General features: G+C 66.1%; 18 protein-coding genes. 10 read left to right on the forward strand and 8 right to left on the reverse strand.

Translation table 11 applies throughout. The features are described from left to right. Positions 1–127: 127 nt before the first annotated feature. The 4 genes from JYP50_RS21675 to JYP50_RS00435 all read right to left on the reverse strand — a co-directional run bounded on the left by JYP50_RS21675 (position 128) and on the right by JYP50_RS00435 (position 8,355). A complete protein-coding gene (locus JYP50_RS21675; protein ID WP_241262675.1) occupies positions 128–2,170 on the reverse strand; it encodes a choice-of-anchor U domain-containing protein in 2,043 nt (680 codons plus the stop codon). 18 nt (positions 2,171–2,188) lie between these two features. After that, on the reverse strand, positions 2,189–4,732 hold the full coding sequence (locus tag JYP50_RS00425; RefSeq protein ID WP_206558480.1) for an IPTL-CTERM sorting domain-containing protein: 2,544 nt from the start codon (positions 4,730–4,732) through the stop codon (positions 2,189–2,191). A 53-nt stretch (positions 4,733–4,785) separates the two neighbouring features. Continuing rightward, entirely contained in the window at positions 4,786–5,979 is a 1,194-nt protein-coding gene (locus JYP50_RS00430; RefSeq protein WP_206558481.1) for a membrane dipeptidase, read from the reverse strand. A gap of 69 nt (positions 5,980–6,048) precedes the next feature. Continuing rightward, on the reverse strand, positions 6,049–8,355 hold the full coding sequence (locus JYP50_RS00435) for a TonB-dependent receptor (RefSeq protein ID WP_206558482.1): 2,307 nt from the start codon (positions 8,353–8,355) through the stop codon (positions 6,049–6,051). Positions 8,356–8,504: 149 nt separating this feature from the next. On the opposite strand from JYP50_RS00435, the gene JYP50_RS00440 reads away from it, so the two are divergent. Then, positions 8,505–9,425: a LysR family transcriptional regulator gene (locus JYP50_RS00440; RefSeq protein ID WP_206558483.1), complete on the forward strand. Its 921-nt coding sequence runs from the start codon at positions 8,505–8,507 to the stop codon at positions 9,423–9,425. A gap of 52 nt (positions 9,426–9,477) precedes the next feature. On the opposite strand, the gene pgi is transcribed toward JYP50_RS00440, so the two are convergent. Next, a complete protein-coding gene (pgi, locus tag JYP50_RS00445; protein WP_206558484.1) occupies positions 9,478–11,118 on the reverse strand; it encodes a glucose-6-phosphate isomerase in 1,641 nt (546 codons plus the stop codon). Between the two features lie 90 nt (positions 11,119–11,208). Further along, positions 11,209–12,171 carry a polyprenyl synthetase family protein gene (locus tag JYP50_RS00450; protein WP_206558485.1) on the reverse strand — a complete coding sequence of 321 codons (963 nt, stop codon included), beginning with the start codon at positions 12,169–12,171 and terminating at the stop codon, positions 11,209–11,211. Between the two features lie 271 nt (positions 12,172–12,442). Here JYP50_RS00450 and rplU point away from each other — a divergent pair, with 271 nt between their 5' ends. The 4 genes from rplU (at position 12,443) to proB (ending at position 15,950) form a co-directional block, all read left to right on the forward strand. Next, positions 12,443–12,751: a 50S ribosomal protein L21 gene (gene rplU, locus JYP50_RS00455; RefSeq protein ID WP_206558486.1), complete on the forward strand. Its 309-nt coding sequence runs from the start codon at positions 12,443–12,445 to the stop codon at positions 12,749–12,751. A gap of 15 nt (positions 12,752–12,766) precedes the next feature. Further along, positions 12,767–13,024: a 50S ribosomal protein L27 gene (gene rpmA, locus JYP50_RS00460; RefSeq protein WP_206558487.1), complete on the forward strand. Its 258-nt coding sequence runs from the start codon at positions 12,767–12,769 to the stop codon at positions 13,022–13,024. Between the two features lie 590 nt (positions 13,025–13,614). Further along, entirely contained in the window at positions 13,615–14,805 is a 1,191-nt protein-coding gene (gene cgtA, locus JYP50_RS00465) for an Obg family GTPase CgtA (protein WP_206558488.1), read from the forward strand. A 23-nt stretch (positions 14,806–14,828) separates the two neighbouring features. Continuing rightward, positions 14,829–15,950 carry a glutamate 5-kinase gene (gene proB, locus JYP50_RS00470; protein WP_206558489.1) on the forward strand — a complete coding sequence of 374 codons (1,122 nt, stop codon included), beginning with the start codon at positions 14,829–14,831 and terminating at the stop codon, positions 15,948–15,950. A 44-nt stretch (positions 15,951–15,994) separates the two neighbouring features. Here proB and JYP50_RS00475 read toward each other — a convergent pair whose 3' ends face one another. Continuing rightward, on the reverse strand, positions 15,995–17,536 hold the full coding sequence (locus tag JYP50_RS00475; RefSeq protein ID WP_206558490.1) for an aldehyde dehydrogenase family protein: 1,542 nt from the start codon (positions 17,534–17,536) through the stop codon (positions 15,995–15,997). Positions 17,537–17,754: 218 nt separating this feature from the next. Between JYP50_RS00475 and JYP50_RS00480 the strand changes: the two genes are divergently transcribed. Further along, positions 17,755–18,594 (forward strand): ZIP family metal transporter, encoded by an 840-nt coding sequence (locus JYP50_RS00480; RefSeq protein WP_206558491.1) that lies wholly within the window; start codon positions 17,755–17,757, stop codon positions 18,592–18,594. A 35-nt stretch (positions 18,595–18,629) separates the two neighbouring features. Beyond that, positions 18,630–19,079: a methyltransferase family protein gene (locus tag JYP50_RS00485; RefSeq protein ID WP_206558492.1), complete on the forward strand. Its 450-nt coding sequence runs from the start codon at positions 18,630–18,632 to the stop codon at positions 19,077–19,079. 30 nt (positions 19,080–19,109) lie between these two features. Here JYP50_RS00485 and hemH read toward each other — a convergent pair whose 3' ends face one another. Continuing rightward, positions 19,110–20,192: a ferrochelatase gene (gene hemH / locus JYP50_RS00490; protein WP_206558493.1), complete on the reverse strand. Its 1,083-nt coding sequence runs from the start codon at positions 20,190–20,192 to the stop codon at positions 19,110–19,112. 247 nt (positions 20,193–20,439) lie between these two features. On the opposite strand from hemH, the gene JYP50_RS00495 reads away from it, so the two are divergent. The 3 genes from JYP50_RS00495 (at position 20,440) to JYP50_RS00505 (ending at position 23,096) form a co-directional block, all read left to right on the forward strand. Continuing rightward, positions 20,440–20,787: a UrcA family protein gene (locus JYP50_RS00495; RefSeq protein WP_206558494.1), complete on the forward strand. Its 348-nt coding sequence runs from the start codon at positions 20,440–20,442 to the stop codon at positions 20,785–20,787. 270 nt (positions 20,788–21,057) lie between these two features. Continuing rightward, the gene (locus JYP50_RS00500; protein WP_206558495.1) at positions 21,058–22,488 is read left to right on the forward strand and encodes an amidohydrolase; all 1,431 of its coding nucleotides are present in this window, start codon (positions 21,058–21,060) and stop codon (positions 22,486–22,488) included. Positions 22,489–22,643: 155 nt separating this feature from the next. Further along, a complete protein-coding gene (locus JYP50_RS00505) occupies positions 22,644–23,096 on the forward strand; it encodes a MarR family winged helix-turn-helix transcriptional regulator (protein WP_206558496.1) in 453 nt (150 codons plus the stop codon). The last annotated feature ends 62 nt before the right edge of the window (positions 23,097–23,158 follow it).

Genomic DNA, 23,158 nt, shown 5'->3' on the forward strand with positions numbered 1-23,158 from the left:
AGAATCTTGGTGCCCGGACGGACGCTAGCCAGTCCGGGCACCTTTTCAGAATTGAGGTGAAGCCCTATTCGCGCGGTTGACGCTCCAGCCGCGCCAGGGCGATTTTTCGCTCGCCGTCGATCCGTGCCTACCCGCGGACGCGACGGGCGCCGTACCACCCGGTGAGTCCCGCAAGCAGGATCAGCAGCCACGGTGAAAGCACGGGGATCGGCTGGGTCGCGCCGGTTCCCGAATCTGTCGCCATGGCGGCGATGGTTACCGGGTCGCGGATCACTCCGTCGGTGGCGTCGACATCGTAGGGACCGTTGTCCACCACGGTGTAGGTGGCGGTCTGGCCGGAGATGCTCGCGCCGGCCACGGCAATCCACTCGTCGCCCATCAGTTTGTACAGTCGACCTCCCGCCGGGGGTGTTTCGCCGAAGTCGATGCTGACCTCCACGGATTCGGCGCCGCCACCTGTCGAACACCCGACCAGGGTAAAGGACGCCAGCCTCGACAGGGCACTGCCCGGCAGCGCCGGTGAAGCGGGCACCGGCGCGACATCCAGCGCATCGATCTCGCAGGTGGAGGCACCAAAGCCCGGGGTGATGGTCAGGGTGACACCTTTGGTGGCTACGCGATTGCGGACATGGGGGAAGGCGTCGCTGTTGTCGCCGATACCGTCGCCGTCGGTGTCGTGGGTTTCACCGGGGTCGTTGGGAAAGGCGTCGTCAGTGTCGCGCACGCCATCGCCGTCGGCGTCCGGGCAGCCTTGGGCGCTGGCGTCGCCGGCGGTGGTCGGGCAGGCGTCGGAGGCGTCGGGAATGCCATCGCCGTCGGCATCCGGGCAGCCATCGGCGCTGGCGTCGCCGGCGATGGCGGGGCAGGCATCGATGTCGTCGGTGATGCCGTCACCGTCGCTGTCGGGCTTGAAGATGCGGGCGACAATCCCCTGGCTGTCACCGGGGCCGTTGCCACTCCAGGCAACCGTGACCAGGCCGGCGTCGTTGATATCGACAACAGGCATTTCCTGGTCGCCGGCCGTTGTTTGGTTGACCCGTGTTTCGACTCCTTGCGGGTTCCCGTTTCTGTCGAAGGTGCGCATATAGACACCGGTCCCGGAAGCATCGGACCCCATCCAGACGATAACGAATTCCCCCGTCTCGTTGATGGCGACACGGCCGTGCTGTTGATCACCCGTTGTCACCGAATTGACCCGTACCGGCGCGGCATGCAGGGCGTTGCCGGAGGCGTTGAGGCGACGCATGAAAATGTCGGTGCCGTCGGCGCCGCTGTCATCGCTGTGCCAGACCACAATGGCGTTGCCGAAGCGATCTATGCCAACGGATGGCGAATGCAGCGGCGGTGGCTGGGTATTGGCATCGTTGACGATGACCTCATTGAATTTCGGGGTGTTCACGTCGTTGTACAAACGGAAGTAGGCATTGGCGTTGGTTTGATCCATCCAGGCATAGCCGATCTGGCCCGATGCGTTGATGGAGATGGTGGGGGCCCCCTGGTTGCCGGGGAGGGTATTGGTGTTGATCTTGGCCGAATTGGCTCGTTTCATCCCATCGGAAAACCGGTAGGCTGTGCGGCCCACGTCCTCGCCGTCACCAGTGAAGATGTTCTCGCCGCCGAAGGTCACGATAAACTCCCCGCCCCTGAAGTCCACGGCGGAGCTCCGCTGGTGTCCGTCCAGAATGTTGGGCACGTCGACGGCCTGCTCCAGGGGAATGCCATTGTGATCGAAGCGGCGCAGCATGACGCCATCACTATTCCAGTGGTTAAGGTCGCCACCGTTCGCCTCGAGGCGCGTAAACGTGAGCACCACGTTGCCAGTGTTGTCTATGGCGGCGTTGACCCGCTCGGCCTTGCCGACGCCACCGGAGAATTCCGGTGTGAGCGGGGTTCCGTCCGAATCAAACACCCGGGCACTGACGCCATTGTCGTCGGTCCAGCTCATCACCCAGTTGCCGGCAGCATTCATGTGCAGTGCCGAGCCACTGGCAGCGTCAATACGCTGTGCACCGGTGGCGTTGCTGTTGACCCTGAATTCCGTACCCCCCTTGAGCGCGGCGAAACCTGTGTCTGGCAGGAGGGCTATCAGCGCCGCGGTGGCGGCCGCGGCCATGGACCTGCCGCGGCCTTGTTGGGTGGACAGGGTTTGGGGGGGGCGAGACAACTGCATCTTGAATTCCTTGAACAGTCAGTTTTGGTGGTTGGAAGAGGTCGCGCGGGCGCGCAGGCGACGGAAGCCCAGTCCGCCCGACAGCGCCGCGAGAAGGGCGAGCGCCCACGTTGGCAGTGTCGGTACCGGGGTCGCGGCGGCGGGGGCTTGCGCGGGGGGCAGGGCGACAGTCACCGGGTCGCGGATCACACCCGCCGTGGGATCGAGGTCGTAGGGCCCGTTGTCGGCCAGGGTGTAGGTGGCGACGGAGCCACTGATGCTGGCGCCCGTTATCGCCACCCACCGGGAGTCGAGCAGCTTGTAGAGCACACCGTCCGCTGGCAGCGCCTCCCCGAAGTCAATGCGGATCTGCACCGTTTCGGGAGTGCCGCCGCCGTGGCAGTTTGTCAGTACAAAGGCGGCCATGCGCGAAAGGCCATCACCCGGCAACGGGGGAGCGGTGCCCAGGGGCGCGAGTCCGAAACTGCTCACGCTGCAGGTGGAAGCGCTGTCGGCCGGGCTTGTATCCAGGGTTGCCGCGCCGGCGGTGGCGCGGGTGATCGCGTGGGGATACGGATCGCCGTTGTCGCCCGCGCCGTCGCCGTCGCTGTCGGTGTGCTCGCCGGGGTCGTTGGGGAAGGCGTCGTCGGTGTCGCGCACGCCGTCGCCATCGGCGTCGGGGCAGCCGTTGGCGCTGGCATCTCCGGGCACCGCGGGGCAGGCGTCGCCGTTGTCGCCGATGCCATCGGCATCGCTGTCGGTGTGCTCGCCGGGGTCGTTGGGGAAGGCGTCGTCGGTGTCGCGCACGCCGTCGCCATCGGCGTCGGGGCAGCCGTTGGCGCTGGCATCCCCGGGCACCGCGGGGCAGGCATCGCCGTTGTCGCCGATGCCATCGGCATCGCTGTCGGTGTGCTCGCCGGGGTCGTTGGGGAAGGCGTCGTCCGCGTCGCGCACGCCGTCGCCATCGGCGTCGGGGCAGCCGTTGGCGCTGGCATCCCCGGGTATCGCGGGGCAGGCGTCGCCGTTGTCGCCGATGCCATCGGCATCGCTGTCGGTGTGCTCGCCGGGGTCGTTGGGGAAGGCGTCGTCCGCGTCGCGCACGCCGTCGCCATCGGCGTCGGGGCAGCCGTTGGCGCTGGCATCCCCGGGTATCGCGGGGCAGGCGTCGCCGTTGTCGCCGATGCCATCGGCATCGCTGTCGGTGTGCTCGCCGGGGTCGTTGGGGAAGGCGTCGTCCGCGTCGCGCACGCCGTCGCCATCGGCGTCGGGGCAGCCGTTGGCGCTGGCGTCGCCGGGTATCGCGGGGCAGGCATCGACATCGTCGGCAATACCGTCACTGTCGGTGTCGGGCTTGAACACCCGGGCGAAGATTCCATCGTCATCCCCCGGGCCCCGTCCGCTCCAGGCCACCGCGATGCGCCCGCTGTCATCGATGCCGACGACCGGATTGGACTGTTTGCCGGAAACGGTTTGGTTGACCGGAATATCCCCGCTTTTCGGCGTTCCGCTGGCATCGAAAAGGCGCATGCGGACCTCCTCGGGCTCGTAGAAGCCGTCGCCCTCTTCGGGGGTCGCCCAGGCAATCACGAAATTGCCCGCGGTGTTGACGGCCACGGCGGGTAGTGACTGATCGCCGGCTGTCGTTACGTTGACCCTTACAGGGGCGCCGTCGATCGGGTTGCCCGAGGCGTCGTAGCGGCGCATGTAGATATCGTATTTGTCGCTGCCAGAACCGAAACCCGACCAGGTCACGATAGATTCGCCCACACTGTTAATGGCCAGGCCGGGGGCGGCATCCAATCGGGTTTGCGTTGTCGCGGTGCTGACGATGGCTTCACCGGCAACCGGGTTGCCTCCGGCATCGTAGCTGCGGAACCGCACCGTGAGCGTGGTGTCGTCGAGCCACGCATAGGCGGCTTGTCCCGCCGGGTTTACGTCCAGTGAAAGCTGGGTCCGGTTGCTGAAGCCGTTGCTATTCACCGGGGTTGCCGCAGTGAGGGGGAGGCCGTCCTGGAAGCGGTAACGCTTGCGCCCCATGTCCTGGCCAGCGCCGCCGGCTATGCTCTCGCCGCCAAAGGCAACGATGATGTCGCCGCCGGCGAAGTCCGCCGTGGCCATGTATTGGTGGCCAGTGGTGTTGTCGGGTATGTCGATGGCCGGGCCGAGGGGGACGCCGTTACTGTCGAAGCGGCGCAGCATGGTGCCCTCGCCCGTCCCGCCGTTCAGGTCGCCGCCCCTGCCCGCGGTTCTCGAGAACGTCAGCACCACGTTGTCGGATGCGTCTATCGCGGCACCGACGCCGAAGGTGCCTAAGTTGATGCCGCCGTCCAGGATGCCGCCCAGGGCCTGGCCGTCGGCGTCATAGACGCGCGCGTATGGCCTGGCGTTGTCGCTCCAGCCTATCACCCAGTGGCCGCCGGGTGTCATGCGCAGGGCACCCTTGGTGCCGGGAAAGTTGACCTGCAAGCCGGAGGGCGAGTCGTTGACTCTGAATTCCGCCTGGCCCACGACCGCGGCGAAACTCTCAGAGGCCGAGAGGCCATATAAAAGGAATGCGGCGATGCCGGTGAGTCGTGGACGCATGGTGGTAACCTCCAGTGCAGATACGTAGAGTTGGAAATGTTGTCGGCAGCAATCTAGCCGGCGGGCGTATCGCCCGCAGGCAGGTTTTCTCGCAGGAAACGCACCATATTGCCGCCCATGACCTGGCGGATTTCGCCTTCGCTGAACCCGGCTTCCAGCATCCCTTGGGTCAGCGTGGCCAGTTCCGCGCTGTCGATATGGGTGGTGGTGCCGCCGTCGAAGTCGGAGCCGAGGGCGATATGGTCGATGCCAAAGCGGTCAATGCCGTAGCGCAGGGAGGCCACGATGCCCTCGGGTGAGGCATCGCAGATGGCCTTGGCCCAGAAGCCCACCGCCACCAGGCCGCCGGCATCGACGATACGCTGTACGAGGGCGTCGGGAATGTTGCGGGGTTTGTCGCAGTTGCCCCGAAAGCCGGTGTGGCTGACCACCGGGGGACGTTTGCTGATCGCCAGAACGTCGGCGACCACGGCTTCGGAGGCATGCGCGAGGTCGATGATCATATCGAGCGCGTCCATGCGCTCCACGACTTCGCGGCCAAAGGGGGTCAGCCCGCCTTTGGTCTGTCCATGCAGGGAGCCGCCCAGGGCATTATCGAAAAAGTGCTGCAGGCCGATCATGCGGAATCCCCGCTCGTACAGGCGGTCTAGCGAACCGATACGGCCCTCCAGCGCATGTCCGCCCTCGACGCCGAGCAGGCCACCGATTACGGCTTCGCCGGCGGCGCGACGCGCCAGCAGTTGTTTCAGGTCCTCCTGGCTGCGGATGACCATCAAGGCCTCCGGCGCCTGCGCCGCCACGGCCAGCAGGCGGTCGCCCTGCAGCAGTGTGCGCTCGGTCAGGTCGCTCCAGGCCCGGAGGGGCCAGGTCTGAAGCAGGGCCTGCAGGAGCATCGCGTCGGGTGTGTCGGCATTGTTGCTGACGTGGTCGCGGAACATCGGGACTTTCGACACCGTGGTAAACATCTGTAGCGCGACATTGCCCTCGCGCAGGCGCGGAATGTCCACATGCCCCGTGTCGGCCCGTTCGAGCAGGTCGGGGCGCCACATCAGCGTATCGGCGTGCCAGTCACCGACGACAAGGCTGGCGTGCAGGCGGCGCGCGTCGGCGGAGATGTCGGCGGGTGCATGATCGACCACCCGGTTGGTGCGGGCCTCGATAAAACTCCCCCCGTACTGGAACACCAGGGCAAGCGGCAGCGCCAGCAGGACTGCGGCGATACTGGTGCGGCGAAGTGTGGGGCTCACGTCAGATCCTCTGTCGGGGTTGAACAAGCCACCGCCCCCGAGGGGGCTCGCGGTGGCTGCGGTCCGGGTTTAGAAGTACTTTTTGATCGAAACGCCGGCCTGGCGGGGCGCGCCGTAGATCTCGTAGCCGACGCCGAGTCCGCTGGTCAGGAAGTCGGCGTTGACCCGGTAGGTCTTGTCGGTGAGGTTCTTGACGTAGGCCGAGAACTTCCAGTCGCCGGGGGTAAGGTAGTCAACGCGGGCGTTGACCAGGGTGTAGCCGTCGAGCTTGAGATCGGCCAGCGGTTCATCGGCGGGGTTGATCGCGGAGTAGGTGTCGCCCTGGTAGCTGAGATCGATGCGGGTATTGATATCGTGCCCGCCGGCCAGGTTGAACGCGTACTCGAGCCCCAGCGTCGCCGACCAGTCCGGCGTTCGCGGGAATACGGTCTGTTCATCGATATCCACGGCGGTTTCGCCGATCTGGGTGTACTCCGCGTCGAGATAGCCCAGGCTGGCGTCGATGCGCAGCGAAGGCGTCAGCTGGGCCAGGAGATCGATTTCGAGTCCGCGGATTTCCGCCTCGGCGGCGTTGCCCACGGTGTTTACCACGTCGCCGCCGATAACCTGGGTCGTCTCGGTCTGGATGTCGCTGTATTCACTCTGGAACAGGGTGGCGTTCAGGCGCAGGCGTTGATCCCACCACTCGGAACGCATGCCCAGTTCCGCGGTCCAGACTTCTTCCGGCTCATAGGGCTGGATGCCGCCGTTGGGGAGCAGGGGGTTGAGCCGTCCGTTGAAGCCGCCGCTCTTGTAGCCCTGGGCGGCGGAAACGTAGGTCATGAGATCGTCGTGCCACTGAAATTCCAGGCTCAGGCGCGGGGTGAGCGAGGTCCAGGTATCGCTGTTGCGCCCGGTGGCGACCACGCGCTCGTCGGGAAAGCCACTGGCGAAGGTCTGTACGCCCGACAGTGTCTTTTCTTCTTTTGACCAGCGCAGTCCGGCCGTGGTGCTCAGCCGGTCGGTAATACGGAAGGTGCCCTGGCCGAAGACCGCGCTGGATTCGGACTCCAGTTCGGTGACCATGTTGCGTCGGAAATCGGTGCTCAGTGCGGGGACGACCGCGGCCAGGCCGAGGTCCAGAAGCGAGCCCAGGCGCTGGCTGGTGACGTCGCGTTCGCCGTCCTCGGAGAAGTAGAACACCCCGGCGACCCAGTCCAGGCGCGTGTCGAAGGCACTGCCGCTGAGCTGAAGTTCCTGTCCCCACTGGGTTTGCTCGTTTTCCTCGAACTGGTCGAATATGCGGGCTTGCAGGCCGTCCAGGTCGATGCCGATTTCGTTCTCGAGCGAGCGGTAGGAGGTAATCGACTTGACGCCGATCTCTCCGATGTCCCACATCAGGGTAAGCCCGCTTCCCCAGACGTCCAGGTTGGCGGTTTCCCCGAAGGTGCTCGCGGTGGTGTAGGGGTCACCGGGCACGCCGGCGGCGTCGGCCAGTGGCAGTGGCAGGCCCGCGCTCTGCACGACCGCATTGTAGAAGCCGGCGAGATTCACCGGGTTGAGGGAAGGCTGCGGTACGAAGGGGTGGCGCGGTGAGCCGTTGCTGCGTGAGCGCGTGGTGTCGAAAGACCAGCGGGCCTCCACGCGGTCGCCCCGCCAGTCGAGCTGTACGAGGCCCGCGCGCAGGTCTTCGTCGGCCCGCTTGCTGCTGGCGGGCTGCGCGCCGAATTCCGGTGCGAGCGGTTTCGCCTGGCCCCAGCCATCGCTGCTCCGACGGGTGAGGGCGACCTTGCTGAACAGCTGGTCGCTCAGGGGCAGGCTGACACTGCCGCCGACATCCAGGCGCTGGTCTTCCCCCATGGTGGTGTAGGCGGAACCCTCAAACTGTTCGGCGGGGCGCTTGCTGTCGAGCTTGATCGCCCCGGCCACTGTGTTTTTACCGAACAGGGTGCCCTGGGGGCCCTTCAGGACCTCAATCCGCTCGACGTCCAGCACATTCAGCAGGCCGCCGACCGCGCGGGGAATCAACACCCCGTCCACGTACATCGTGACCGCGGGGTCGGTGAAGATACGGAAGTCCTGCTGGCCGACCCCCCGAATGTAGATGTTGGCGGCCGCCGAGCCGGCCTGGGCGTCCGGGGCGATGCTGACATTGGGCACCAGGGGGCCGATGTCTTCGATATTGCGGATCGAGCGCTGTTCAATGGCCTCTGCCCCGAAGGCGCTTACCGCCACCGGTGTGGCTTGAAGATCTTCCGTTTTGCGCCGGGCGGTGACGACAACTTCCTCCAGCATGGCGACGTTCTCCGTCGCTGCCGATGTCTGGGGCAAATAGGTGCCCAGCAACGCCGCGACCGTCAGGGACAGGGGGCGCCCAATGGCAGGTGGATATCTCATGGTTTTGTGCACCTCGGGTTGGCTGTTCGTTGTTATATGCGTCCCGGTGGGGACTGCGGGGAGTAGCCTATTGAGTCCAGGGCATAGATACCAATGATATTATTTGTGTTATATATAGCTTTTGTATATGGATGGGGAAAGCTCCGCCAATGAGTCGTCTCAACCTCAGGCGCCTGGAGATATTCCAGGCGGTCTATGAACAGGGCTCGGTCAGCGCGGCGGCGAGGCTGCTCAATATCACCCAGCCTTCGGTCAGCCGCATGCTGAAAGATTTCGAGCTGGATCTCGGCTTCAAGCTGTTTGAGCTGGAGCGCGGCAAGTTGCGGCCAACCCCGGAGGCCGATCACCTGCACGGGGAGAGCGTGCCGGTGTTTTCGCAGGTGGCGCATGTTGCGCAGGTGGTTGAGCAATTAAAGGGGGCGCCGGAGGGGGTGCTGCGGGTCGCCGTTGCCCCTTACCTGGGTTATGACATTCTGCCCAAGGCCGCCCTGAGGTTTGCGGATAGTTATCCGCGGGCGCGGCTGCACCTGGCAATCAAGAGTCTCGGCGATCAACGCAACGCCTTGAAGCAGGGCAGGATTGACCTGGGTATCGCCATGGTGCCCCAGGCGGTGCCGGGTATCAGCCATCAAACGCTGGGCAAGGGCGCATTCGTCTGTTTGGTGCCGGAGGGGCACCCCCTGGAATCGGCAGCCGTGATCGCGGCCGAGGACCTGGAGCGAGAGCGCCGTATTACGGGGGAAGCGGGCTCGCCATTGGTCAGGGCGCTATCGCGAAACAGCGGGCTGGACATTGAGCAGGACAAGCCGATTTCCGTGAGCTCGTCATACCTGGTCGCCCGCTTGGCGAGCCTGGATCGCAGTGTCATGCTGGCGGATATGTTCACGGCGGCCCACTGCCGGGGGCGCGGTAGCATCAGGCCGTATGAAAGACAGATAGAATTCAATATTGCCGTTCAGCACCTCAGTATCCGCTCGCTGTCCCACATGCAGCGTGTCTTTCTGGATTATTTCACCGAAGCAATGTCCGAGTTCATGCGCGAAAACAACGTGTACCCCACCCCGGGATAAAGTTGTCCGGTCGGGCCTGGTGTTGGCGGCGGGCCAGTCCGCGCCTGGCCCGCTAGCGCTGTGCTCGACGCCATGCCTGCAGCAGCCGTTCGGTCGCCGCGTCCAGCCCCGGTCGCGGCGCATCGTCATCCATGCGGGCCAGGATGCTGCTGCTGATTTCCTTGCCCAGTTCGACTCCCCACTGATCGAAGGGGTTGATGCCCCATAGCTGGCCGCTGCAGAAGGTGCGGTGCTCGTAGAGGGCAATCAGCGCGCCCAGGCTGTGCGGCGTGACCGCCTCGAAGCTGATCACGCTGTGGGGCCGGTTGCCCGGCATGACCAGGTGGGGCGCCAGGCGTGCGGCTTCGGCCTCGTCCAGGCCGCGGGCCAGCAGCGAGGTCCGGGCCGCTTCCTCGCTCCGGCCCACCAGCAGGGCGCGGCTCTGGGCCAGGCAGTTGGCCACCAGGCGGCGGTGCTGCCGCGCCATCCCGGTGTGGGTGGTCAGCGGCAGGATAAAGTCCGCCGGGCACGGCCGGGTGCCCTGGTGCAGTAACTGGTGGAAGGAGTGCTGGCCCATGGTGCCGGCGGAGCCCCACAGCACCGGGCCGGTGTCGTAGTCCAGTGCCGTGCCGTCGGCCGCCACCCGCTTGCCATTGCTCTCCATGGTCAGTTGCTGCAGGAAATCCGGCAGCCGCGCCAGGCCCTGGTCGTAGGGCAGCACGACGTGGTTGCCGGCGCCGAGCAGGTTGCAGTTCCACACTTCCAGCAGGCTCATCAGCATAGGCAGGTTGTCCGCCACCGGGGCCGTGGCGAAATGCGCGTCCATCGCCGCGGCGCCGCCCAGGAAGGCCTCGAAGTGCTCCCAGCCGATGGCGATGGCGCAACTCAGGCCCACCGCCGACCACACCGAGTAGCGGCCTCCCACCCAGTCCCACATGGGCAGGCAGTTGTCTCTGGAGATGCCAAATTCGGCCGCCGCCTCGAGATTGGTGGTGATTGCGAGGAAGTGCTTGTCGAGGTCCGCCGGCGCGGCTCCGGCATTCAGCATCCAGTCCCGGGCGGCGAGGGCGTTGCTCAGCGTCTCTTCGGTGCGGAAGGACTTGGAGCAAACGATAAACAGGGTGGTGGCCGGGTCCAGTTCGAGCAGGGTGTCCTGCAGGTCGGCGGGATCGACATTGGCCACGTAGTGGCAGGCGATGTTGTCGTGGAAGGCCTTGAGCGCGCCGCTGACCAGGCGCGGTCCGAGGTCCGAGCCGCCGATGCCGATATTGACCACGTCGGTGATGGCCTGCCCGGCGTAGCCGCTGTGCCGTCCCTGGTTCAGGCGCTCGGCCCAGTCGCGCATGCGCGCGCGGGTGTCGCTCACCGCCGCGAACGCGTGCTCCAGTCCCGGTGGCGCCGCGGGCGCGCGCAGCAGGCTGTGCAGGGCCGGGCGTGCCTCGGTGTTGTTGACCTCGTCTCCGGCGAGCAGCGCCCGCGCCCTGGCCGGCAGTCGGGCCTGCTCCGCCAGCGCGATCAGGGCGGCGAGTGCCGCCGCGTCCAGCAGTTGCTTGGAGAAGTCCAGGTGCAGGCCCGCGGCCTCGCGGCAGTAGCTTGTGGCGCGCTCGTGCTGGTCCCGTAACAGATCTTCAATGGCGGTGGATTGCAGGGCGGCCGCCAGCGCTCGCAGCTCCCCGAAGGCAGGCAAGTCAGTCAGTTTGGTACAGGGTGTCATGGCTTTTCCCGGGATGGAGAAAGCGCTCAAGTATAGGGAGGGCCGGCGGCGGGTGTCTAGCCGCCCGTCGGATCTGGGAGCGTGGCGGGCCTAGTGATCCCGGTTGATGGACAGCGCGGTGACCTCCATCAGCGCGTCTTTGGCCGGGCCCGGTGGCAGCATGGACAAATTGTCCAGGGCCCGGTCGTGGTAGGCCCGCGCCTGTTCGCGGGTATAGGCGCAGCTGCCGCAGCGCCGCACCGCGGCCAGTATGTCGGGCAGGGCCTCGGCGGATTTGTCGCTGATCGCCTTGCGCACCCGCGCCCGCTCGGTCTCGTTACCGTGCGCCATGACGTGGATCAGTGGCAGGGTGGTCTTGCCTTCGGTGAGGTCGTCGCCCACGTTCTTGCCCATTGTCGCCGGGTCGCCCTCGTAGTCGAGTACGTCGTCGATCATCTGGAAGGCGATCCCGAGGTCGAGGCCGAAGGCGGCCATCCGCTCGCGCTCCGCCTTGTCCCTGCCCGACAGGGCCGCGGCGCCGTGGCAGGCCGCGGCGAACAGTACCGCGGTCTTGCGGGTGATGACTTCCAGGTAGTCGGCCTCGCCGGTATCGGGGTTGCCGGCCCGGGCCAGTTGCAGCACCTCGCCCTCGGCGATGGTGTTGGTGGTGTCGGCCATGTGGCGCAGAATGTCCATATTCTCCAGCTGCACCATCAATTGGAAGGCGCGGGTATAGAGGAAGTCTCCCACCAGCACGCTGGGGGCGTTGCCGAATTCGGCGTTGGCGGTGGGGCGCCCGCGGCGCAGGCTGGAGATGTCCACCACGTCGTCGTGGAGCAGGGTGGCGGTATGGATGAATTCAATCACCGCGGCGAAGGTGATGTGGCGCTCGCTGCAACCCCCGAAGGCGGCGCCGCACAGCAGGGCCAGCAGCGGCCGCAGGCGCTTGCCCCCGGCGTCGACAATATAGTGGCCGATGTTTTCCACCATGGGGACGTCGGAGTGGAGCTGTTCGACAATCAGGCGGTTGACCGCCTCGAACTCCCCGGCGACGCTGGCGCGGATCTGCTGCATAGGTTGTGGGCGCTGTAAAAAGTCGTGGCATGCTAGGGTGCACCCGCGAAGCTGTCAAGAATGCCCCGGGGGACCGTCAGGCGCTGGTTTGCGTGGGTAAAACAGCCCTTGCCCCGAAGGGGTGATTTGAGTAAAATCGCCGCCCTCTGCACCTGCCCTGGGCCCCAGCGGACCGCGGCCGGCTTATTTCAACTGTTTGTGCCTGTCTCTGCCCCCTTGATTTATAAGGGTTTTTTTATACCGCGAGCAGGCTAATTGAACGGAGCGCGCAATGTACGCAGTAATTGAGAGCGGTGGCAAGCAGCACCGCGTGGTTGAGGGCGAGACCCTCAAGCTGGAAAAGATCGAAGTGGCCACTGGCGAGACGGTGGAGTTCGATAAGGTTCTGATGATCGGCGGTGAGGAAGTGAAGATCGGCACCCCGGTTCTGGAAGGCGGCAAGGTAACTGCCGAGGTGGTTGGCCATGGTCGTCACGACAAGGTGAAGATCGTTAAGTTTAACCGTCGTAAGCACCACCGGAAGGAAACTGGCCACCGCCAGTGGTTCACCGAGGTGAAGATTACCGGTATTACGGGGTAAGGGAGGTTATCGACTATGGCACACAAGAAAGCTGGTGGTAGTACTCGTAACGGTCGCGATTCGGAGAGTAAACGCCTTGGCGTGAAGCGCTTCGGCGGCCAGGAAGTGAGAGCGGGCAACATTCTGGTGCGTCAGCGCGGCACGCGTTTCCACGCGGGCGAGAATGTGCGTATCGGCAAGGACCATACGCTGTTCGCGACGTCTGACGGCAAGGTGGAGTTCGTGGTCAAGGGCCCGAACAACCGCAAGTTCGTTCAGGTGGTGAGCGCCTGAGCGACAGTTCACTCGAACTGAACAAAAGCCTCGTCGTTTGACGGGGCTTTTTTTTTGTCTGGTGAATCTGAGGGCTCCGGTTTGGGGATTGCACTTCGTAGCGTGGGCCTGAGGCGGTATCGATTGGGTGTGCTTTAGGGCTGGGGGCTCTGTAGCTCGGGCCCGGGACGGGCGCATGCCTCTCCGGACACGCTACAAGCATGACATCCCTGTCGCGCTCGGCAGCGGCCGTCCCTGGCCGCTGACGGTCCGGAGAGGCACGCCCCCGCCTCGGGCCCTCCTTACGAGCGAGATTCAGCATTTAGGACTTACTGAGTTTCTCTGATTGGGCGTATCTCGAATCGAAGTTGAAAGATTTGGATTTGCCTATGAGAGAGCGTGCGGGTTGTCCGGGCCCCCTTTCGGGACTGTGTGAGACATGGATGTCGAGCACAAGCCCCCATGGATGGGTTCACGGCGTGTCCCGGAAGGGGGCCCGGGCAGCCCGTGCGCGACAATTGGGCTCCTAAATCAGATAGGTCCATCACGGCACACGAACCACAACTGGTATAAAGTGCACCAACAAACCCGGTCGAAAGAGACCCCGAGCCATGAAATTCGTAGATGAAGCGACAATCAAAGTATTCGCCGGCAAGGGTGGCAATGGCTGCCTGAGTTTTCGCCGCGAGAAATACATCGAGAAGGGCGGTCCCGACGGCGGTGACGGGGGCGACGGCGGCAGCGTGTTCATGGAGGCCGACGAAGGCCTCAACACCATGGTCGACTACCGCTTCCAGCGCGCCTACCGGGCCGAGAACGGCGAGCCCGGGCGGGGGCGCAACTGCACCGGCAAGAGCGGTGAGGACCTCGTGCTCAAAGTGCCCGTCGGTACCACCATCATCGACGAGGACAGCGGCGAGATCCTCGGCGACCTGTCCGTGGCCGGCCAGCAGCTCAAAGTCGCCCAGGGCGGCTTCCACGGGCTCGGCAACACCCGCTTCAAATCCAGCACCAACCGCGCCCCGCGCCAGACCACGCCCGGTAGCGAGGGCGAGCAGCGCCACCTCAAGCTCGAGCTCAAAGTGCTGGCCGACGTCGGCCTGCTGGGGCTGCCGAACGCCGGCAAGTCCACCTTTATTCGCGCCGTCTCCGCGGCCACCCCCAAAGTGGCGAACTACCCCTTCACCACCCTGGTGCCCAACCTCGGCGTGGTCAAGGTCGACGCCCATCGCTCCTTCGTGGTGGCGGACATTCCCGGGCTGATCGAGGGGGCTTCCGATGGCGCGGGGCTGGGTATTCGCTTTCTCAAGCACCTGACCCGCAACCGCATCCTGCTGCACATCGTCGACATGGCGCCCTGGGACGACGTGCCGCCGGCGGAGGCGGCGCTGTCCATCGTGCGCGAGCTGGAGCGCTTCAGCCCCGCCCTGGCGGCGCGGCCGCGGTGGCTGGTATTGAACAAGGTCGACCTGCTGGACCCCGAGGAGCTGGCCGAGCGGCGGCAGGCATTGATAGACGCCCTGGGCTGGGAGGGACCGGTGTACGAAATCGCCGCGATCAGCGCCAGCGGCACCGAGCGCCTGTGCCAGGATATGATGGTGCAGCTGGAGATGCAGCGCGAGCGCGAGGCGACGGACCCGGAGGTCGCCGAGGCGGAGCGGGAAGTGCAGGCGCGCATGCAGCGCGAGGCGCGGGAGCGCATCGAGGCGCTGCGGGCCAGTCGTCGCAAGTCGCGGGACGACGAAGGCGACGATGACGACTTCGACGACGATGACGACGTGGAAGTGGAATACGTACACTGAGTATCAGTGAATAAGGAACGTGTGTGACTGAGCGCAATGAGGTAGCCGTCGCCCGACGCTGGGTGGTGAAGGTGGGCAGTGCACTGCTGACCGACGATGGCCGCGGCCTGGACGAAGGGGTGATCGCGCGCCTGGTGGCGCAGCTGGCGGGCCTGCGCCAGCGCGGCTGCGAGGTGGTGCTGGTATCCAGCGGCGCGGTGGCCGCGGGGGTGGTGCGCCTGGGCTGGTCGTCGCGGCCCTCGGCGCTGCACGATTTGCAGGCCGCGGCGGCGGTGGGGCAGTCGGTGCTGGTGCAGAGCTACGAGAACGCGTTCAAGGCCTACGATATCGCCACCGCGCAGGTGTTGCTGGGTCACGACGATGTGATCGCCCGGGATCGCTACCTCAACGCCCGCGGCACGCTGGGCACCCTGCTCGGCCTGGGGGTGATGCCCATCGTCAACGAAAACGACACGGTGGTGACCGACGAGATTCGCTTTGGCGACAACGATACCCTGGCGGCGCTGGTGGCCAACCTGATTGACGCCGACGCGCTGTTGCTGCTGACCGACCAGCAGGGCCTGTTCAACGCCGACCCGCGCCACGATCCCGCGGCGGAGCTGGTGCGCCAGTGCGACGTGCACGCGCCGGAGCTGGACGGCATGGCCGGGGAGGGCGGCGCCCTGGGACGCGGCGGCATGGTCACCAAGCTGCGGGCCGCGCGCCTGGCGGCGCGTTCGGGTACCGAGACGGTGATCGCCTCCGGCCGGGAGGCGGATATCGTTGAGCGCGTGACCGCCGGCGAGGATGTGGGCACCTGGCTGCGCACCGGTAAGCGGCCGCAGAACGCCCGCAAGCAGTGGCTGGCGGGGATGGTGCGGGTGCCCGGCAGCGTGGAACTGGACGACGGCGCGGTGCGGGTGTTGCGCGAGTCCGGCCGCAGCCTGCTGCCGGTGGGGGTGCGCGGGGTGCAGGGCAATTTCCAGCGCGGCGACATGGTGGCCTGCCGCGACGGCAGTGGCCGCGAAGTGGCCAGGGGATTGATCAATTACAGCGCCGAAGAGGCCCGCCGCCTCCAGGGGCAGCCCTCATCGGCGATCGAAGGCATTCTCGGCTACCGCGGCGATGACGAGCTGATCCACCGCGACAACCTGGTGGTATTGTAGGGTCGAATTCATTCGACCAGCTTTTCCCCCCGATGGGGCTTGCCCTAGGCCAGCCACCGCCCCAGCGGCGTTTTGCGCCACAGGAAATCCATCATCTTGCGCATGCCCTCGGCGCTTTTTACGCTGTTGGGGTAGGCGTTGGGCATCTTGCCGCCGAAGCGGTCGATGACGATGGGCATTTCGTGGCAGTAGCCGCGCATGCCCTTCTTGCCGTTGACCTGGCCGAGCCCGGACTGTTTGCGCCCGCCGAAGGGCGCGGCGGGGATGCCGTAGCTCAGCGCCATGTCGTTGACGCTGCAGGCGCCGGTGTCGATGGCCGCCGCCAGGCGGTAACCCTTGTCCTTGTCCTTGGTCCACACGTTGCCGTTGAGGCCAAATTCGGAGTCATTGGCCAGGCGCAGGGCCTCCTCCTCGGAGGCGACCTTCTGGATGCACATGACGGGGCCGAAGGTCTCCAGGCGCATGATATCCATGTCGTGGTTCACGTCGGTCATCACCGTGGGCTCGTAGTACAGGCCCGGCAGGTCGGGGTTGCGGCGACCTCCCGTGTGAATGGTGGCGCCCTTGTCGCGGGCGTCCTCAACGTGGGCCTCGATGATGGCCATCTGGCGGTCCCAGAACACCGCGCCCACGTCCTCCGCCCAGCCGTGTTGATTGCCCTGTTTGATCTGTTTGCCCTTCTCCAGCACCCGGCGCAGAAACTCGTCGTAAACCGACTCCACCACGTAGATACGCTCGGTGCCGCAGCAGTAGTGGCCGGTGTTCATGCACGAGCCCAGCCAGGCGCCGTCGGCGGCCCGGTCGAGGTCGGCGTCGGCGCACACGATCATGGCGTCGTTGCCGCCCAGCTCCAGGGTGCAGGGGATCAGCTGGCTGGCGCAGGCCTCGGCCACTTTGCGGCCGGTGGCCACGCTGCCGGTGAAGGACACTTTGTCCACCCCGCCGCGAACGATGGCGGCACCGGTGTCACCGTCACCCAGCAGGACTTGTAAAACCCCCTCCGGCAGGCCGGCGTCGCGCAGGAGGGTCTCGGCCAGTTTGGCGGAGTAGGGGGTGACCTCGGAACCCTTGGCCACCACGGCGTTGCCCGCCAGGATCGCCTGCACCGCCTGGTTCATCACCAGCACGAAGGGCCCGTTCCAGGGGGTAATCAGGCCGATTACGCCGAGGGGTTTGTAGACGATGCGCAGTTGCTTGGCGATCCCCACGATGCCGGGCACCCGGCGCTTGCGCGGCCTGAGGAAGTCTTGTGCGTGCTTGGCGTAGTAGCACAGCGAGTCCGCCACCGAGAATATTTCCATGCTCATGGCGTCGGTGCGCGCCTTGCCGGTCTCCGCCACCACCGTGTCGATGATCTCGTCCTGGCGCTCCAGCAGCAGTTTGAGGGCGCGCTCGGCCACCTTGGCCCGCTCGCGAATGGGCGTGGCGGCCCAGGCCGGCTGCGCCTGGCGGGCCAGCGCGATGGCGGCCGCGACATCCTCCTCGTTGGCGCACACCAGCTCGCCGCTGGGCTCCAGGGTGAGGGGGCTGCGCAGCCGCAGGTGACGCCTCGAATCGTCGGATTCTATGGGTTCGTAGATCGCCATGACTCGGTACTCTGGATGGGGTGTCTGTCCAAACTAATAACCGTTAGTCTGGGTGTCAATGACCTCTCCGATCGCGGTGATGGCCGCTGTGGCCACTGTGGTTGTTGGGGTCGCGTGCTTCCTGGTTTTTTCGAGGCCGCAGGAGACACCGCACATTACAAGTGGTCGGCAATATGAAATAATCGCCCGCTTGCCCGCAGCTTGACTCCGGAAGATCCATGACCGCGTCCCCCGCGCTATTACTCAGCCTGTATTGCATCGCCATTGCCCTGTTCTCCTTCCTCGGTGGACTGCTGGCCGACCGGGTGCGCATGACCCACACCCGTACCCAGGTGATCATGAGTTTTGTGTCCGGCCTGATGTTGGGTGTGGCTTTCTACCACCTGGTGCCCCACAGCATGGCGCTCAGGGGAGGCGAGAACGCCGCCGATTTTACGGTGTGGTGGGTGATCATTGGCCTGATCAGCATGTTGCTGCTGCTGCGCACCTTTCATTTCCACCAGCACGATTTCAGCCACGAAGAGCACGAGCACCATCACCACGAAACACCCTCGGTGCACAGCCTCAGCTGGGTGGGGATTGCGCTCGGCCTGGCCGTGCACACGCTGATCGACGGCGTGGCGCTGGGGGCGGTGCTGCAGGGCGAGGTCGCCGGGCACGGCCTTGCCGGCCTGCTGGGCATGGGGGTGTTCCTGGCCATCCTGTTGCACAAGCCGCTGGATGCGATGTCGATCATTACGGTGATGGAGGCCGGGGGCTGGAGCCGCTCGGCGCGTCGCGTCGCCAATGTGGTGTTTGCGTTGATGTGCCCGCTGGGGGCGCTGCTGTTCTATTTCGGGGTGGACCTGCTGGGGGATGCCCGCCATTACGGCGTGGCGGTGGCGCTGGCCTTTTCCGCCGGCGCGTTCATCTGCATCGCGCTGAGTGACCTCCTGCCCGAGGTGCATTTTCACAGCCACGACCGGGGCAAGCTCACGCTGGCCTTTCTCGCCGGTATTGCCCTGGCCTACAGTATCGGTAGCCTGGAACCCGCCAGCGCCCACTTGGCGGCGGGCTAGCAGTCCGGGTAAACGGAACTCAACTGGAGCGAGCGATGCCGCGTCGAATCATCTATCCCCCGATCTGGCTGGTCATTGGCGTGATCGCCATATTCAGCTTCAATGAGTTCCTGCCGGGGCCGCGCTACACCGGTACCGCGAGCCAGATGGCAGGGGGCGTGCTGCTGGTGGCGGGCCTGCTCCTGCTGATCCTGGCGGGTGGTTTGTTCAAGCGCGCCGGCACCGACATGGTCCCCTTCAAGAACGTCAGCGCCCTGGTGACCACCGGGGTGTACGCCTGGAGCCGCAATCCGATGTACCTGGGCATGACCCTGGTGTTGCTGGGCACCGCGGTGACGGTGGGGGCCGCTACCGCCCTGCTGGTGCCGCCGCTGTTCATGGTGATCATCGAGTTGCGCTATATCCGCCCGGAGGAGGCGATGCTGCGGGGCCTGTTCCCGGAGGATTTTCCCGCCTACTGCCGGCGCGTGCGGCGCTGGCTTTGAGTTTCGCCCCGCGATCCCGCCCCTGAGGCGCTAGTTCGGCGCGCCCATGGCCCGGGCGCGCTCGCGGGTGCCTTCCCGCGGCGCCGGCCGCGCCAGCCAGTCGGCGATCTGTCCGTCGACAATTTGCCGCAGGGCCTCGATGTGCCCGCGCCCGGCGTTCAGGCAGGGAATGTAGTCGAAGCGCTCGCCCCCCGCCGCCAGGAAGACCTCCCGGTTTTCCACCGCGATTTCCTCCAGTGTCTCCAGGCAGTCGGCCGCGAATCCGGGGCAGATCACCTGCACCGAGCGGTTGCCGCTTGCGGGCAGGCCCTTGAGGGTTTCGTCGGTGTAGGGCTGTAGCCAGGGTTCGCGCCCGAAGCGGGACTGGAAGGCGCTCTGGTACTCGCCCTCCGACAGGCCGAGTTCCCCGGCCACCAGGCGCGAGGTTTTCAGGCATTGGCAGTGGTAGGGGTCGCCCTGGTCCAGATAGCGCTGGGGCTCGCCGTGATAGGAAAACAGCAGTTGGTCGGCGCGGCCGTGGTCGGCCCAGTGCGCGCGGACACTGTCGGCGAGAGCGCCGATGTAGGCGGGGTGGTCGTGGTACTGGTTGAGGAAACGCAGCTCCGGCAGCCAGCGCCGATGGCGGAAATTCGCCGCCACCGCGTCAAAGGTGGAGGCGGTGGTGGGACCGCTGTACTGCGGGTACAGGGGCAGGACCAGCAGCTGTCTGGCGCCGCGCCGCCACAATGCGTCGAGCCCGCTGGGGATGGACGGATTGCCATAGCGCATGGCGAAGTCCACCACCACGCGTTCCCCGTGGGTCTTGTGCAGCGCCTCTTGCAGGGCCCGGGCCTGGTCCCGGGTGTGCACCAGCAGGGGCGAGCCCGCCTCTGTCCACACCGTGCGATAGGCGCGGGCGGAGCGGGACGGCCGCACATTGAGTATCACCCCGTTGAGGATGCACCACCACAGCAGCCGGGGAACCTCCACCACGCGCGGATCCGAGAGGAATTCGCGCAGGTAACGGCGCAACGCGCTCCGGGTCGGTGCGTCCGGGGTGCCGAGGTTGACCAGCAAGACGCCGATGCGCGGGGTTTCGCCGTGGTCGTGGTTTTGGGTGCCGAGGTATTGCATGCGGGGCCAATATACGTGCGGGCGGCGGGATTGCCAAGCGCGTTGGCGCAGGTGACGCCATCGGCCGCCGCGCCGGCAACTCGTCGCCGCTTTGTCTCGCTTCGCCGAGGACAGCATGCAGCTCATCGAATGGCTATATCGCGCGCTCGCGCAATTCTCTAACTTGTTCTCCAAGGGCGCTGGCGAACACCGATACGCCCCTGGGTCAACGAGCTGTCACAGATGTGTAAAGGTAGGGAGAACTGCAATGAGCAAGGTGCGTATGAGCAAAAAATTCGTGGGACTGGCCGCCGCGGCGGTCGCCGTTCTGTCGCTGGAGGCAGCCGCCGACAACTACGGCGAGACCCTGGTAAAAAGCAAGGCGGTGCGCAGCGAGACCGTGAGCTTCGAAGACCTGGATCTCGGTTCCGTGCAGGGGCGGGAGAGCCTTCACTATCGCCTGCGCGATGCGGCGCGGCGGGTCTGTGGGTCGGATGATTACCGGGTGGCCGGCGGCCTTGGCGCCGCGGCGGACAACCGGGCCTGCTACGAGCGGGCGATGGGCGACGCCCTCAGCCAGGTCAACGCCGGCCAGGTCGCGGTGGTCATCGACTGACCGGATAGGGAATTTGCGCCCGTTACCCCTGGCGGGCGCGAATCGGGTGGCCGGCACCGCAGTGTCCGGCCTTCCGCGGCACCGGGATCCCATCCCCGGTGTCCAGGGCGGCGGCGCGGGTCAGGCATGCACCCGTCACGCCGCCCGGGGAAGCCCGCTCGGGTTTCTTTCTCCACCCTCAAGGGGGCTGTCTTTCGGGGCAGCCCCCTTGTGCTGTTTGTGCCGGGCAGTGGTAAGGTGTGCAGCGTACTCACCCAATTGAGGATTGCCATGCGCCCCATTGCCTCCCTGGCCGCCGGCCTGTTACTGGGCACCGTCGCTGCTACCGCCAGTGCCGCGAGCCCCGAACCGATGCTGGATTACCTCGAGCAGAACAGCGACCGCTACGCCCAACTTGCGCAGTCCATCTGGGACAAGGCGGAACTGGGCTACCTGGAAACCGAAAGCTCCGCCCTGCTGCAGCAGACCCTGGCGCAGGAGGGTTTTGCCGTGGAACACGGGGTGGCGGATATCCCCACCGCCTTCATCGCCAGCTATGGTACCGGCGGGCCGGTCATCGCCCTGCTGGCCGAGTTTGACGCCCTGCCCGGCATCTCCCAGAGCGTGGCGCCGCACCGGGAGGAAATCGAGGGCAAGAACGCCGGTCACGCCTGCGGCCACCACCTGTTCGGCGCCGGCTCCACCGCGGCGGCGGTGGCGATCAAGCGCTGGCTGGAAGACAACGACGTGCCCGGCACCGTGCGTCTCTATGGCACACCGGCGGAAGAGGGGGGCAGCGGCAAGGTGTATATGGTGCGCGCCGGCCTGTTCGACGATGTCGACGCGGTGTTGGTGTGGCACCCGGCGGATCGCAACGCCGCCGACCCGGCCACCAGCCTGGCCAATAAGTCCGCCAAGTTTCGCTTTCACGGCATTTCGTCCCACGCCGCGGTGGCGCCAGAGCGCGGTCGCTCCGCGCTGGACGGGGTCGAGGCGATGAATTTCATGGTCAACATGATGCGCGAACATATTCCCCAGGAATCGCGTGTTCACTACGTGATCACCAGTGGCGGCTCGGCGCCCAACGTGGTGCCGGATTTCGCCGAGGTGTTCTACTATGTTCGCCACCCGCGCGCGGCGGAATTGCAGAAAATCTGGGCGCGGGTGATGGCCGCCGCCGAGGGCGCGGCCAGCGGCACCGGCACCACGGTGGAGGCGGAGGTGATCCACGGCAACCACAGCATGCTGCCCAACGAGACCCTGGCCACGGTCATGCACCGACGCCTGGAACAGGTGGGCGGTGTCGAGTACGACGCCGCCGAGCGCGGTTTCGCGAAGCAAATCGCCGCCAGTATCGAGGGCGCCGAGAAACTCCGGGGCCAGGAGTCCCGGGTGCTGCCGATGGAGTTCGTGCAGGGCATGGGCTCCACCGACGTCGGCGATGTCAGCTGGCAGGTGCCGACGGTGGAGATGCGCGCCGCCACCTGGGTACCGGGCACCGCGCCGCACACCTGGCAGGCCATCGCCGCCGGCGGCACCTCCATCGGCCACAAGGGCATGATGGTGGCGGCCAAGACCATGGCCCTGACCGCGGCGGACCTGTTCCAGGATCCGGCGCTGGTGGCGGCGGCCAGGGCGGAGTTCGAGGAGCGCCGTGGCGAGGACTTCGACTACGAGCCACTGCTGGGCGACCGCGATCCACCCCTGGACTACCGCCGCTGAAACCCGGCGGGCAGACGAACGATTGAGGCATGGAGCAAGACGATGACCTTGCTGGATAGATTCAGGCAGGACGGGCAGATTGCCCTGGCCGCGGGCGGCGGCAGGGATATCGATGCCGGCCACGCCCTGGGTGGCGTGGCTTAGGGGCGCCGGGCATGGATGACAGACTCAGCCTGCGGCAGTTCCTGCCCTACCGCTGCAACAGCCTGGCCCAGCGCATCAGCGTCTCCCTGTCCAGAATCTACGTGCAGCGCTTTGGTATCACCGTGCCCGAATGGCGGGCGCTGGTGACCCTGGCGGAGTACGGGGAGCTGCAGTCCAAGCAGATTGCGGCGCAAACCGATATGGACAAGGTGCGTGTGTCCCGGGCGGTGGCGACGATGACCGACAAGGGCCTGATCAGCCGGCGCCCCTGCGACCGCGACAGTCGCGCGGCCTATCTCAAGCTGACCGACGAGGGCCTGGCGCTGTATCGCCGCATAGTTCCCGAGGCCCTGGCCTGGGAGGAGCAGTTGCTGGCGCCACTGTCGCCCGCCGAGCGGGAATCCCTGTTCGGCCTGCTGGATAAGCTGGACGGGCGCCTGTCGGAATTGTCCTCCGGCCGCTAGCGGCCCGGTTCCTGGGGCGCCGGGGGCTGTCCTGTCCGCGCCAATACACTCACCGCTTGCGC

Source organism: Parahaliea mediterranea, assembly GCF_017255185.1.
Lineage (GTDB): Bacteria > Pseudomonadota > Gammaproteobacteria > Pseudomonadales > Halieaceae > JAFKCZ01.